Source organism: Pseudomonas sp. CFBP 13711 (assembly GCF_014842265.1).
Classification (GTDB): Bacteria; Pseudomonadota; Gammaproteobacteria; order Pseudomonadales; family Pseudomonadaceae; genus Aquipseudomonas.
On sequence record NZ_JACYVI010000004.1, the window covers coordinates 174,268 to 187,202 of the forward strand.

Below are 12,935 nucleotides of genomic sequence, written 5' to 3' on the forward strand. Positions count from 1 at the left end.
GGCCTTTTTTATGCCCTTCATGACTCCAGGCGCACCGTTTACCCACCAACATAGAAAAATGTCGACCGACATATTATTTTTTAAATTACGGGCGTAATATCCCTCCGCAGCTACGCTCACTTTCCCACGGAGAACGTTCATGACTACTCAGACTCAAGGCAAAGCTGTCATCACCGGCGCGTCGTCGGGCATTGGCTTCACCTATGCGGACCGCCTGGCGCAGCGCGGATTTGATCTGCTGCTGGTGGCCCGTGACCAGTCGCGACTGGAAGCACTGGCGACGGATCTGCGCGCAAAACATTCGATCAATGTCGAGGTGATCAAAGCCGACTTGACCCAGCCCGCCGATGTCAGCGTCCTTGAGCAGCGTCTGCGCTCGGACGCATCGCTCACGCTGCTGGTGAACAACGCCGGAGTTGCGCTGAGCACGCCCCTCGCCGAATCGGATCTGGGCGAAGTGGACCGCCTGATTCAACTCAACATCGTTGCGCTGACCCATCTGGCGTCCGCCGCAGCCGCCGGTTTTGCGGCGCGCGGTACCGGGGCGATCATCAATATTGCGTCCGTGGTGCCACTGTTGCCGGAGCGCTTCAACGCGGTGTACGCCGCCAGCAAGGCTTATGTGTTGAGCCTGACCCAGTCGCTCGCTGCCGAGATGAGCGAAAAGGGCGTGCAGGTTCAAGCCGTGCTGCCCGGCGCCACTCGCACTGAAATCTGGGAGCGCGCCGGTCTGGACATCAACGCCTTCCCGCCGGAAATGGTCATGGACGTCAACGAGATGGTCGACGCTTCGCTGGCCGGGTTCGATCAGAAAGAGCTGATCACCATTCCATCGTTGTCGGATGCCGCTGACTGGCAGGCCTTCACCCAGGCACGCCTGGCGCTGGGCCCGAATCTGTCGCTGCAGCACGCGGCGCAACGTTATAAAACGGCTGGCGCTTAACGGTGTCGGCGACTGCCAAAAATGAGGAAAAGGTGAACCCATGAGCGAGCGTCGCATCGTAGTGACGGGTATGGGGCTGGTGACGCCATTGGGCTCCGGCGTCGAAGCGGTATGGAAGCGATTGCTTGAAGGCCGCTCCGGCATTGTGAAGTTGCCTGAGCAGATGGTGGCTGACCTGGCAGGCAAGGTCGGCGGCCCGGTGCCGACCCTGGAGCAAGACCCTGAAGCCGGGTTCGACGCTGACGCCGCCGCGCCGCCCAAGGAGCAGAAGAAGATGGACCGCTTCATCCTGTTTGCCCTGGGCGCTGCGCAGCAGGCGGTCAAACAGGCAGGCTGGGCGCCATCGACTGAAGAGGAGCGGGAGCGTACTGCGACCATCATTGGCGCCGGCGTAGGTGGTTTTGGTGCAATCGCCGAGGCGGTTCGCATTACGGATACCCGTGGGCCGCGACGCTTGTCGCCGTTCACCATTCCTTCGTTTCTGGTGAATCTGGCGGCCGGGCATGTGTCGATCCAGCACGGTTTCAAAGGCCCGCTGGGCGCGCCGGTGACGGCGTGTGCGGCGGGTGTTCAGGCGATCGGCGATGCCGCGCGGCTGATCCGCAACGGCGAAGCGGACGTGGCCATCTGCGGTGGCGCCGAAGCCTGCATTGATCGCGTTGCTCTGGGTGGTTTTGCTGCGGCGCGGGCGCTTTCCAATGGCTTCAATGACACACCGGAACGCGCCTCACGGCCCTTCGACCGTGACCGCGACGGCTTCGTCATGGGCGAGGGCGCAGGGATCATCGTCATCGAAACCCTGGAGCACGCACTCGCTCGCGGTGCAACGCCCATCGTTGAACTGGTCGGTTACGGCACCAGCGCGGACGCCTATCACCTGACGGCCGGGCCTGAAGATGGCAGTGGTGCGCGTCGGGCGATGCAGGCAGCGATTCGGCAGGCCGGCATTCAGCCCTCCGATGTCCAGCACGTCAACGCCCATGCCACGTCCACCCCGGTGGGCGACAAGGGTGAAATGGCCGCGATCAAAACGGTGTTCGGCGACCAGAATGGCGTCGCCGTGACGTCGACCAAATCAGCTACCGGGCACTTGCTCGGCGCGGCAGGCGGAATCGAGGCGATCTTCACGGCATTGGCGATCCGCGATCAGATCGCGCCGATGACCCTCAATCTGGAGAACCCTGACGAGGCGGCAGCAGGCATCGACATCGTCCATGGCAAGGCGCGTCCGATGAACATCGAATACGCACTGTCCAACGGTTTTGGCTTCGGGGGTGTGAACGCCAGCGTGCTGTTTCGTCGCTGGCATTCCTGAGAGGCATCGCTGAAACAAGCGTGACGCTTCCCTGCCAAGAAAGGGCAGGGAAGTGAGCGTCAGCCTTCGATCAGCTGCTTGAGCTGATCGCGGGTGGTTTCCAGAATTCGCTCGGCCAGCGCCGGATCTTTTGCGCTCCGCGCCAGCACCATGGCCCCCACCAGCCCGGACATCAGCATTACGCTCTTGTCGCTGTTTTGCCCATCGGCTGGCATGCCTGCTTCGAGGGTGGCGAGCATGCGGTTGATCAACTCGTCGGTAATCTCGCTCGGTTGCCCGCGCTGGCCCAGCTCGGATGCCATGGTCGGTAGCGGGCAGCCCTTTTCCGGGTGATCGCGATGGGCGGTCGACAGGTACATGTCAATGAACGCCTGGGTCGAGCTGTCTTCGGCCAGTTTCTCGGCGCGTGAGGCCTGCAGCTGGTCGACGGCGCAGCGCAGGGATTTCTCGACCAGATCATCCTTGGATTTGAAGTGGGCATAAAAACCACCGTGGGTCAGGCCCAATGCCTTCATCAAAGGCTGCAAACCGGTGGCGCCGATGCCGTCACGGCGAAAGCGTGCGGCGGCTTCCTGAAGGATGCGCTGGTGGGTCTGGGCTTTGTGATCTTCGGCGTAACGCATGGAGCGAGCCTCCTGACTGTGGCTCTTGAAATGGTGATCGACATTTTTACACGGATGACCCGCCGGCGCAGTACCCACGTTGTCACGCGTGTCGCCACCGGTCAGAAGGCCCACGCCAGACGGCCTCACTCATGCGCAGCTATTTGGGACCCATCATCTTCGCCAGTGCCTCAGGCCGAGGTGCGCCTTGTTGCTGCTGAACGTGTCCGGCTTCGTCCTTGTAGAAGATCGACGGGGTGGCTGACAGGCCCATGTCTTCGATCAGTTTCATGTTGGCGTCGAGTTTGGCCTGGATGTCTTTGGGAATGATCTGCATGGCTTTGAGCGTGCTGGCTTTGCCCGCCTGTTCGTGGTTATGCAAGGCCACTTCCGGGTTCGCGTCGGCCAGCAGGCTCGCGGCTTTGGCGGCGCTGTCTTCGCGGATCACGCCGACCATGATGTGACGCAATTGCACGTTGCCGGACTTCACCCAAGGCCGCGCCTGCTCCCAGAATAGGTTGCAGTATGGGCAGTTGGCGTCGCTGAACAGGTAGATGACTTTGGGCGCGGTTTTGGCGCCGTCGGCGATCCAGGTGCTGTTTTCCATGCGACTCCACATCGCCTCGGCCATCGGCCCATAGACCAGCTTCTGCAGGGGCGCGGTGCTCAGGTCCTCGCCCTTTTCATCGAACAGATTGCCGGCCAGCACGTGCGTACCGTCAGGGGTCAGGTACAGCGCCATGCCTTGATTCTGATACTCGGCGGCATAACCCTTCAGCCCGCCCGGTGCGTCGAAGCTACCTTTGATGGTTGCGCCCTTGGCTTCGAGCGCCTTGATCGGGGCGGGGAGATCTTCGGCGTGGACCCGCGCGCCTGGCAGGCTGAGCGAAACGGCGATGGCGATAAGCGCAGGGCGCATGAAGTTCATGGGGTGGTCCTTGCAGAGAGGAGGCAGACATGCGCTGATGCTGCGGGATGAGTGTGTGCAGCGCGTGCTCGGTTGCCCGATGCTGCGCAGTGGCGATTAACAGTCGATTAACCCTACGGGGCGCGTCGCGTCTGCGGCGGCTGGTGCATAATCCGCCGTTAATCCCTCTGCGCTTCAATCGCCTTTTTTTCGGGGCCGACCATGCACGTACTGCTTTGTGAAGACGACGACCTGATTGCCAGCGGCATCGTCGCGGGCCTCGACGCCCAGGGCCTGACGGTGGATCGCGTGGCCACGGCCTCGTCGGCGCGGGCGATGCTGTCGGCCGCACATTTCGACGTGATGATTCTCGACCTCGGCCTGCCCGATGAAGATGGCCTGAAGCTGTTGCGGCAGTTGCGCCAGCAGGGGGTCGAAATCCCGGTGCTGATTCTCACCGCTCGCGACACCGTGACCGACCGCGTCGACGGCTTGCAGGCCGGGGCGGACGATTACCTGCTCAAGCCCTTCGACCTGCGTGAACTCAGCGCGCGCCTGCACACCCTGGTGCGCCGCATGGCCGGGCGCAGCGTCAACGTGATCGAACACGGCGTGCTCAGCTACAACCCGAGCAGCCGGGAAACCCGCCTTGCCGGTCAGCCGGTTGATCTCTCCCGCCGTGAACAGGCCCTGTTACAAGCGTTACTCAACAACAGCGGTCGCGTGCTTTCTGGCGAACAGTTAAAGGACTGCGTGTACGGCTTCGGCGACGAAGTCGAGAGCAACGCCCTTAACGTTCACATTCATCACCTGCGACGCAAACTGGGCGGCGGCATCATCGAAACCGTGCGCGGTCTGGGCTATCGCCTCGGCCCGGCCGGCCTTGATTCGGAGTCAGCGCCATGATGAGCCTGCGCACGCGGCTGAGTCTGATCCTGGGCTCGGCGTTCATTCTGATCTGGGTGCTGGCCGCAGCGTGGATGCTGAGGGACTTGCGCACGCAGATGATGCAATCCCTCGATCAACGCCTTGAGGCCTCGGCGCGGATGGTGGCCGGGCTGCTCGAACAGATGCAGATGCCCACCGGCAGTGAAACCCGCTCGCTGCGGGCGGACGATCCGGCGCTGCCCAGTGGCATGGCCTGTCAGCTGAGTTCCCTGCGCGGGCAGGTCCTGGCGCGCACCGACAGCTCGCCGAGTGAACCGCTGAAGGCCGACGCCAGCGGCTTCCATGACCAGATGATCAACGGCGACCACTGGCGCGTGTACACGATGATGCATGACAACGTGCGGGTGACCACTGCCGACCGGCAGATCGAACGCGACGTGCTGGGGCATTCGGTGCTCCTGGCCGCATCGGTGCCGGTGCTGGTCGCGTTATTTGGCAGCCTGGCGCTGGTCTGGTTCGGCATCGGCCGGGGGCTGGCGCCGCTCAACCGCATGCGCGACGCCTTGAATCGCCACAGCGCCGACTCGGTCGAACCGCTGGACGTGCCGAACCTGCCCAGCGAGTTGCAGCCGCTGCTGGTCAGCCAGAATCAGCTGTTTCAGCGCATCGCCCAGACCCTGGAGCGCGAGCGGCGGCTGACCGGGGACGCTGCCCATGAACTGCGCAGCCCGCTCACGGCCATCAAGACCCATCTGCAAGTGGCGCGCATGACCGACGGCCAGAAGCGCGACACGGCGCTGGCTCATGCGGAGGAGGGCGCCGACCGGATGCACCGCACCCTCGAACAGCTGCTACTGTTGGCGCGGGTCGAGGGCAGCCTGTCGTTTGACGACGGCGTGCAGTGCGACGCCGAGCAGGTCGCGCGGCTGGCCATCCACGATGCCAGTCACGGCGACGAACAGCGCATCGAACTGATCCTGCCCTCGCAGTTGTCCCGCGCCGCCGTGCAGATGCCGGCGGCACTGGCGGTCGCCGCGTTGCGCAATCTGCTGGACAACGCGCTGCGCCACAGCCAGGCCGCTGCGAAGGTGGAACTGAGTGTCGAAACCTTCGACGGGCAGGCCCATTTCCGCGTTCGCGATCACGGCCCCGGCATTCCCGAACCGGACCTGGACAAGCTCACCCAGCGCTTCTGGCGCAACGGCAAGAGCCCCGGCGCCGGGCTGGGATTGGCGATTGTTCAGGCCATTGTTCAGCGTTGCGCGTGCTCGCTGCGCTTTGACAGCCGTCATGACGGTTTGCGGGTAGAGTTGAGCATGCCGTTGCGGCGGGATGTCGCAGGCGAGTGACGTGTGGGAAGGGTCTGAAAGTGGAGTCGGCCGACGTTGGACGTCAGGCCGAGTGTTTGCTGAATGTTCGCTACTCCGGCATGGCCGAAGAGTGGTGGGAGGTAATCAGCCATTGGTTATTCACAAGTGCGTAGGTAAAGGTGTAACGCGCTTGGACTTCTGAATTGTCGCTGAAACGAAACGTGTAAAGGCCGGTATCGATTGCATTGTTGCAACTTGTAATAACAGTGCTGCTGTCGAGGGTGCCGACCGGTTTGTTTTTAAGGAAGTGATTGAAGTAATCGACTTTGCCGGCAAGGTCTGTTCTGGGCTGGTTGGAGAGGGTCGGCAACAGCACGGCGTCTGGCGTGTAGTTCGCGGCGACCTTTCGGGAATCGCCAGTCTGCAGTGCGTTGTTCCAGCGGTCGAACAGGATTTTCGCTTGTTGCTGATCAAGTGTTGCGCATTGTGCGGGAGCGTTGTTTGCACTCACGTAAGTGCTTGCAGTGAGAAACGTGATGACGGCAAAAGTCTTGAGCATGCGTGACCTTCCATGGGCGGTTGAATGTGGGTCGAGAGCCTAATGGAGGGTTAACGGAAGTTGTACTCCCATGGATTTACAATACGTTTCGCACACTAATTCGTCCGTTTTCGGTGTGGGAATTGTCTGGTTTGTTAGGTAAGAAGGGTTGCTGATTTGTGCAGGAAGTTAAGCGGGTTTGTAACTTCCATCATCCGGGCCCGCAGGCTTTTGGTCCGACAAGCCTTTGATTCTGCTCTCTAATCCCGGACAATCGCGCCCCTTTCCCTGTAGAGAACCGGTCAGGGGCGCCGACTGCCACGTTTTTCGACGCGCTTTTGACCATGTAGCTATCACCGGCAACGGAGAATCGACCGGATGAATGATCAGGCCAACAGCGTCGAACACACCGTCGACGCCGCACCCGCGAGCGTGACTACCTGGAACCGCAACGACACCACCTGGATGCTCGGACTGTTCGGCACCGCCATCGGCGCGGGCACGTTGTTTCTGCCGATCAACGCGGGTATCGGCGGGTTCTGGCCGCTGGTGATTCTGGCCCTGCTGGCCTTCCCGATGACCTTCTATGCGCACCGCGGGCTGACCCGGTTCGTGCTCTCGGGCCGGGATGGCGCGGACATCACCGAGGTGGTCGAGCAGCATTTTGGCAAGAAAGCCGGTGCCCTGATCACGCTGCTGTATTTCTTCGCCGTGTTTCCGATCCTGCTGATCTACAGTGTGGCGCTGACCAACACGGTTGGCAGTTTTATGGAGCACCAACTGCACGTGCAGCCGCCGCCGCGAGCGCTGCTGGCGTTCGTGCTGATCCTCGGCCTGCTGGCGGTAGTACGTTGCGGTGAGCAGATCATCGTCAAGGCCATGAGCCTGATGGTGTACCCGTTTATCGTGGCCTTGCTGTTCCTCGCGGTGTTCCTGATTCCCCACTGGAACGGCGGCATTCTCACCACGGCAAGCAGCCTTCCGGCACCTTCGGCGCTGCTGCACACGCTATGGCTGGCGATTCCGGTGATGGTGTTCTCGTTCAACCACTCACCCATCATTTCGGCCTTTGCCGTCGACCAGAAGCGCCAGTATGGCGAGCAGGCCGAACCCCGCAGCGCGCAGATCCTGGCCCGTGCCCATCTGCTGATGGTGGTCATGGTGCTGTTCTTCGTCTTCAGCTGCGTGCTGACCCTGGCGCCGGAGCAACTGGCGGAAGCCAAGGCGCAGAACCTGTCGATCCTGTCCTATCTGGCCAACCATTTCAGCAACCCGACCATCGCGTTTGCGGCGCCGTTGATTGCTTTCGTTGCAATCACCAAGTCGTTCCTGGGCCACTACATCGGCGCCAGCGAAGGCCTCAAAGGTCTGGTGATGAAGACCGGCCGCCGTCCTTCGCCACGTACGCTCGATCGGCTGACCGCAGGCTTCATGCTGATGGTCTGCTGGCTGGTGGCAACCCTCAACCCGAGCATTCTCGGGATGATCGAAACCCTCGGCGGCCCGGTGATTGCGGCGCTGCTGTTCCTCATGCCGATGTACGCCGTGCGCAAAGTGCCTGCCATGCGCCGCTATGCGGGAAAACTGTCGAACGTGTTTGTGGTGGTGATAGGGTTGATCTCGATCTCGGCGCTGGTTTATTCGTTGATGCAGTGATCAACAATCGCAGTCAGGGAAGCGGCAACATGGCCAACAGCGACACACTCGATTTTACCCTGCGCCCTGCCACGCAATCGGATGTGCTCACGATTGCGGTGTTGGGGATGCAGGTGTTCATGGATACCTATGCGACCGAGGGCGTGCGTGACGCCATCGCTCGGGAAGCGCTCGAGTCGTTCGCGCCCGAAACCATTTCTTCGATTATCGAGCGGCCTGACTCCATATTCCTGCTCGCGGAAGTCGATGAGCATCTGGTCGGCTTTACGCAGATCTGTCTGCAAACGGGTCACCCTCTGGTTAGCGACCAGCATGCGGCCGAGCTCAAGCGCCTTTATGTGCAGGAGCGATTTGCCGGGCATGGGATAGGGTGGCAGTTGCTCCGCAGCGCGGAACGTGAAGCAGCGGCCAGGGGCGCTTCAAAGATATGGGTGACGGTTTGGGCGAGGAACACCCGTGCCTTGCAGTTTTACCCTCGACAGGGCTACGAAGAAACCGGCATGGCGGTACATCGCCTGCAGGCTGAATCCCACCCAAACGTGTTTTTCTGCAAGTCGCTTAGCGTGTCAGGACATGTCCAGCCTGTGGTTTGACAGCGCGCCAGAGTGCGCCCCATGATCCTGCTCGTTTCTGATCGATTCAGCTCTCTATCGAGGCCTTATGTCTGCCAACCCCGAAGCATTCCCCGGCGAGCGTCAGCGTTTGATCTCCGAGCGTCTGGCCGTGCGCGGTCGGGTGATTGCGGCGGAGCTGGCGGCCGAGTTCAATGTGTCGGAGCATTCCATTCGCCGCGATCTCGGCGCGTTGGCGTCCGCCGGCCTGTGCAAACGTGTGTACGGCGGGGCGATTTCTCTGGCGTCGGACGGGCCGATCGCTGCGCGAGTCGAGCATGAGCCCGGGCGCAAGCGTCAGTTGGGTATCGCGGCGGCGGGATTGATCAGCGTCGGGCAGCACGTGTTTATCGACGGCGGCTCGACCAATCTGGCGATCGCCAAAGCCCTTGATCCGCACATGCCGTTGACCGTCACCACCAACGCGCCGCTGATCGCCGTCGAGCTGATGAAGCTGCCGTCGGTGGAGGTGATTCTGCTCGGCGGGCGGCTGAGCCCCGTCGCGGGCAGCACCTACGGCTTCACCACCATTCAGCAACTGGCCCACTTCAATTTCGATCTGTGCTTTCTCGGCGCCTGTGCGTTGGATGCGCTGAAGGGCGTAACCGCGTTCGACATGGACGTCGCCGAGTTCAAGCGCGCCGTGGTGGCGCGCAGCGGTCAAGTGGCGGTGGCGGTGATCAACGAGAAACTCTCCAGCATCGCTCACTATCAGGTCGCGCAGTGCGAGGAAGTCGGCGCGCTGGTGGTCGAACACGACGCGCCCGATGACCGTCTGGAGCTGTTTCGCGGCAAGGTCGCGCACATCGTTACGGCGCGGGCAGCGCACTGAGCACCGTCGATTCCTGCCAGGCCACGGTGCGATTGCGGCCCTGGTGCTTGGCGGCATACAGCGCGGCATCCGCGCGTTTGACGAAGTCTTCCATGGTCTGGCATTCCTGCGCTTTACAGCCATAAACCCCCAGGCTGATGCTGACGATGCCGATCGGATTGCCCTGATGTTCGAGGGCTCGGGTGAGCACGGCCAACCGGATCTTTTCCGCCAGGCTCACCGCGCCGTGCACGTCGCTGTAGGGCAGGAACACGGCCATTTCTTCCCCGCCGTAGCGCACCGCCAGGTCGCCGGTACGGTTGAGGTTGCTGCGAATGCACTCGGCCACGGCGACGATGCATTTGTCGCCGGCGACGTGGCCGTAGTTGTCGTTGTAGCTCTTGAAAAAATCGATGTCGATCATGATCAGGCTCAGCGGATGCAGGTTGGGCTCACCGTTGCGAAATTCCAGGCTGAGGATCTCCTGAAAATGCCGACGATTGGCCAGGCCGGTGAGGCTGTCCTGCAGCGCGAGTTTTTCCAGCGAGTGGCTGGCGATGCGCAGCTGTGATTCGGCGTTGAGGCCGAAACGGATCTGCTGGAACAGCAAGACGCCAAACAGCAGGTTGGCGACCACTACGCAGATGATGATCGCCAGCGAGCGCCATGCGTATTGCCGCCACTCGTCGAGCACTTCGCGCTGGGACAGGCCGGCGAGCACCACCATCGGGTAGCGGTCCAGTTTCTTGTAGCCATACAGGCGCTGTTCGTGGTCAAGCATCGACACGACGTTCGCCGTGCCTTCGTAGTGTTCCCTGACGTGAAGACGGAACAATTCGCCGTCGGCGATGGACGTACCGCGTACGTTTTCGAGAAGCGGGCGTCGCGCCAACAAGGTCCCGTCGGCCATTGCCAGGGTGATGACACCATGCTTGCCGATGTCGAAGCGCTCGAAGAACCGTTCGAAGTAGTTCAGCTCGACGGTGGCCAGCACCACACCGGCGAAGTTGCCCATCTCATCGTTCACCCGTCGCGACACCGGGATGATCCAGTCACCGGTGGAACGGCTCTGGATGGCCGCCCCGATATGGGGGAGGGTGCTGTCGATGGATTGGTGAAAGCGGAAATATTCTCGGTCCGCGTTGTTGGCGTTGGCCGGCATGTGGTTGAGAGAGGTGGCCGCCCAGTTGCCGTCCTTGTCGTAGATGAACAGGCCCTGGATCTGCTCGACGCTGGCGGCCGTGGCGCGCAGATAGTCGTGCATGCGCGAACCACTGGCGGCGCCGAAGCCATCGAAGGAAAGCCGTTCGACCACCGACGACACCGCGATGTGGGCCTGGTCGAAGGCGTCATCGGCGTGCTGCGCCATCGAGCGCGAAAGGTTGGCGACGTTGGTATTGGCGATTTCCAGCTCGTGCATGCGCGTCTGGCGTAACTGCCAGACGGTGATGCTGGTGATGGAGATGCACACCAACAAGGTAAACAGCCCCGCCAGCCACAACACCGGCATGCGTTTGAGTCGTCGGTTTCTGACGCCGAACTCCGATCCTTCTACCTGTCTCAAACCCCACCCTCGCTGACTGCCACGATTTCAGACCCGCCACTGTGACGAACAATCCTCTCGTTCGGACACGCAGCATCGCAACAGCGACCCGTCTGACTCACAGCGTAGGACAAGTGCGGGATTTTGAAGGGAAATTTATGGCGTATAAATCATCTGCGGGAGATGTGCTGCGGTGTGGGCGTGACGTGGTTATAGGGCCGTGTGCGAGTTTGGCTGAGGTTGACATGTGGGAGCGAGCTTGCTCGCTAAGGGGCCAGTACATCCGCTAAATGTTCAGCGGGTGGAATGCCGTCTTCGCGAGCAAGCTCACTCCTACAGGGATCGCGTTCACCGGGCTATAACTGCGTTCTTGGGGCCGCGTGCGTTCCCAGCAATACGTTGCAGGTTATCAATCAGACCCGACGCCCTTGCACCTCATCCAGATTCGCCTGCCAGTCCTTCTGCGCCGTGGTGGTGTGTTCGGGGATCGGTGCCTTGAGCAGCACGAAGTAGGCGACTGCCGACAGCAACGCGACAATGGCGCTGACCGCGAAGGCGGTGGCGAAGGTGCCGGAATATTGCACGCTGAACCCGGTGACGATCGGCGCGATGGAGCCGGCGATGTAACCGCCGAAATTCTGGATCGACCCCAGGGACGCCACGCGTTTGGTGTCGACCACGGTGTTGACCACCATCCACGCCGTGGCGCTGGACAGGTTGATGCCGAACAGCGCCAGGCAGAGCAGGGCGACGCAACCGCTCAGGCCGGTGACGAAGGTCAGCGGCAGGGTGAACACGGCGGCAAACACCAGCCCGCCAATCACTGTGTATTTGCGGCTGTTTAGCACGCCGACGCCGCGCTTGACCAGCCGATCGCAGATGCGTCCGGCGGCGATGGTGCCGATCGCGCCGAACACATAAGCGAACGACACCACCCAGGCGGTTTGATAGGGGTCGAGGCCGTGTTCGCGCTGGAAGTAGCCGGGCAACCAAGTCAGGTGCAGCCAGAGCATGTAGATCACGCCCATGAAACCGAGGAACGTGCCCCAGGTGCTGCGGTGCTTGAACAGGTCCAGCCAGCTGGCGAAGAACGAAGCCTTCGGCGCAGCATCGGCCTGAACCACCTGAACGGTCGGTTCGCGTCCCTCGGCTGCCAGCTCCTTCAGGTACTGCGCACGGCTTTTGTAGAACATCAGCCAGCACAGCGACAGCACGATGCCGAGCACGCCGGTGATGATGAACATCCCGCGCCAACTGAAGTTGACCATGAACAACGTCAGCACCGGCGGCGCCAGGCACGGACCGATGCACGTTGCCGACCAGACGATGCCCGTCGGCGTGCCGCGCTCGTGCTCTTCGAACCACTCGTTGAGGGTTTTGGCGGCTGACGGAAACATCGGTGCTTCGCCAATCCCCAGCAAAACGCGCAGGGCGAAGAAGCCGCTGAAGCTGTTGACGAAGCCCGACGCCGTCTGCGCGATAGACCACACCATCAGCGCGCCACCCAATGCGATCTTGCTGCCGAGCTTGTCGATGATCATGCCCATCGGCAACTGCGCGAAGGCATAGGCCAGCGAGAACGCCGACAACAGAATGCCCATCTCTGACGGGCTGATGAGCATGTCTTTCTGGATCGTCGTGTTGGCAATGGACAGCGCGCTGCGGTCCAGATAATTGACCACGCCGAACAGCATCAGAAAGACGATGGTGATCGTCTGATAGGTCTTGAGGGATTTCATTGCGTACCTTTTTTATTGTTGTAAGGCTTGAAAGCTTTGCTCGTGTAGGACCGCCTTCAGCCGGGAAGGGGC

General features: G+C 61.7%; 12 protein-coding genes. 7 read left to right on the top strand and 5 right to left on the bottom strand.

The window, feature by feature from the left end:
* The first annotated feature begins 139 nt into the window (after positions 1-139).
* Complete coding sequence (locus IFT47_RS09940) at positions 140-943, top strand: SDR family NAD(P)-dependent oxidoreductase (RefSeq protein WP_192172810.1); 804 nt, start codon at positions 140-142, stop codon at positions 941-943.
* Positions 944-983: 40 nt separating this feature from the next.
* Positions 984-2,258 carry a beta-ketoacyl-ACP synthase II gene (fabF, locus tag IFT47_RS09945; protein ID WP_192172809.1) on the top strand — a complete coding sequence of 425 codons (1,275 nt, stop codon included), beginning with the start codon at positions 984-986 and terminating at the stop codon, positions 2,256-2,258.
* A 59-nt stretch (positions 2,259-2,317) separates the two neighbouring features.
* On the opposite strand, the gene IFT47_RS09950 is transcribed toward fabF, so the two are convergent.
* Both IFT47_RS09950 and dsbG read right to left on the bottom strand, forming a co-directional pair.
* The gene (locus IFT47_RS09950) at positions 2,318-2,881 is read right to left on the bottom strand and encodes a TetR/AcrR family transcriptional regulator (protein WP_192172808.1); all 564 of its coding nucleotides are present in this window, start codon (positions 2,879-2,881) and stop codon (positions 2,318-2,320) included.
* 139 nt (positions 2,882-3,020) lie between these two features.
* A complete protein-coding gene (gene dsbG / locus IFT47_RS09955; RefSeq protein WP_244655945.1) occupies positions 3,021-3,779 on the bottom strand; it encodes a thiol:disulfide interchange protein DsbG in 759 nt (252 codons plus the stop codon).
* A 210-nt stretch (positions 3,780-3,989) separates the two neighbouring features.
* Here dsbG and IFT47_RS09960 point away from each other — a divergent pair, with 210 nt between their 5' ends.
* Together IFT47_RS09960 and IFT47_RS09965 are read left to right on the top strand one after the other, a co-directional pair.
* The gene (locus tag IFT47_RS09960; protein ID WP_192172806.1) at positions 3,990-4,673 is read left to right on the top strand and encodes a response regulator; all 684 of its coding nucleotides are present in this window, start codon (positions 3,990-3,992) and stop codon (positions 4,671-4,673) included.
* The gene (locus tag IFT47_RS09965) at positions 4,670-6,004 is read left to right on the top strand and encodes an ATP-binding protein (RefSeq protein ID WP_192172805.1); all 1,335 of its coding nucleotides are present in this window, start codon (positions 4,670-4,672) and stop codon (positions 6,002-6,004) included. Before IFT47_RS09960 ends, IFT47_RS09965 begins: the two co-directional genes overlap by 4 nt.
* 70 nt (positions 6,005-6,074) lie before the next feature.
* Here the strand turns inward: IFT47_RS09965 and IFT47_RS09970 are convergent, their stop codons facing one another.
* Positions 6,075-6,524, bottom strand: coding sequence for an SgcJ/EcaC family oxidoreductase (locus IFT47_RS09970; protein ID WP_192172804.1), 450 nt, complete (start codon positions 6,522-6,524; stop codon positions 6,075-6,077).
* Positions 6,525-6,881: 357 nt separating this feature from the next.
* Between IFT47_RS09970 and IFT47_RS09975 the strand changes: the two genes are divergently transcribed.
* The 3 genes from IFT47_RS09975 to IFT47_RS09985 all read left to right on the top strand — a co-directional run bounded on the left by IFT47_RS09975 (position 6,882) and on the right by IFT47_RS09985 (position 9,602).
* Positions 6,882-8,159, top strand: a complete 1,278-nt coding sequence (locus IFT47_RS09975; protein ID WP_192172803.1) for a serine/threonine transporter — start codon at positions 6,882-6,884, stop codon at positions 8,157-8,159.
* 29 nt (positions 8,160-8,188) lie between these two features.
* Positions 8,189-8,752, top strand: a complete 564-nt coding sequence (locus IFT47_RS09980) for a GNAT family N-acetyltransferase (protein WP_192172802.1) — start codon at positions 8,189-8,191, stop codon at positions 8,750-8,752.
* 67 nt (positions 8,753-8,819) lie between these two features.
* The gene (locus IFT47_RS09985) at positions 8,820-9,602 is read left to right on the top strand and encodes a DeoR/GlpR family DNA-binding transcription regulator (RefSeq protein ID WP_192172801.1); all 783 of its coding nucleotides are present in this window, start codon (positions 8,820-8,822) and stop codon (positions 9,600-9,602) included.
* Here IFT47_RS09985 and IFT47_RS09990 read toward each other — a convergent pair.
* Positions 9,580-11,145, bottom strand: coding sequence for a sensor domain-containing diguanylate cyclase (locus tag IFT47_RS09990; protein WP_192172800.1), 1,566 nt, complete (start codon positions 11,143-11,145; stop codon positions 9,580-9,582). The genes IFT47_RS09985 and IFT47_RS09990 overlap by 23 nt on opposite strands.
* A gap of 392 nt (positions 11,146-11,537) precedes the next feature.
* On the bottom strand, positions 11,538-12,863 hold the full coding sequence (locus IFT47_RS09995; protein WP_192172799.1) for an MFS transporter: 1,326 nt from the start codon (positions 12,861-12,863) through the stop codon (positions 11,538-11,540).
* Between the last annotated feature and the right edge of the window lie 72 nt (positions 12,864-12,935).

Bases quoted from the DNA above. Each gene is read 5' to 3' on its own strand.
- IFT47_RS09940 (WP_192172810.1), top strand. From the start codon at position 140: ATGACTACTCAGACTCAAGGCAAAGCTGTCATCACCGGCGCGTCGTCG.
- IFT47_RS09995 (WP_192172799.1), bottom strand. From the start codon at position 12,863: ATGAAATCCCTCAAGACCTATCAGACGATCACCATCGTCTTTCTGATG.
- IFT47_RS09965 (WP_192172805.1), top strand. From the start codon at position 4,670: ATGATGAGCCTGCGCACGCGGCTGAGTCTGATCCTGGGCTCGGCGTTC.
- IFT47_RS09975 (WP_192172803.1), top strand. From the start codon at position 6,882: ATGAATGATCAGGCCAACAGCGTCGAACACACCGTCGACGCCGCACCC.
- dsbG (WP_244655945.1), bottom strand. From the start codon at position 3,779: ATGCGCCCTGCGCTTATCGCCATCGCCGTTTCGCTCAGCCTGCCAGGC.
- fabF (WP_192172809.1), top strand. From the start codon at position 984: ATGAGCGAGCGTCGCATCGTAGTGACGGGTATGGGGCTGGTGACGCCA.
- IFT47_RS09980 (WP_192172802.1), top strand. From the start codon at position 8,189: ATGGCCAACAGCGACACACTCGATTTTACCCTGCGCCCTGCCACGCAA.
- IFT47_RS09985 (WP_192172801.1), top strand. From the start codon at position 8,820: ATGTCTGCCAACCCCGAAGCATTCCCCGGCGAGCGTCAGCGTTTGATC.
- IFT47_RS09950 (WP_192172808.1), bottom strand. From the start codon at position 2,881: ATGCGTTACGCCGAAGATCACAAAGCCCAGACCCACCAGCGCATCCTT.
- IFT47_RS09970 (WP_192172804.1), bottom strand. From the start codon at position 6,524: ATGCTCAAGACTTTTGCCGTCATCACGTTTCTCACTGCAAGCACTTAC.
- IFT47_RS09960 (WP_192172806.1), top strand. From the start codon at position 3,990: ATGCACGTACTGCTTTGTGAAGACGACGACCTGATTGCCAGCGGCATC.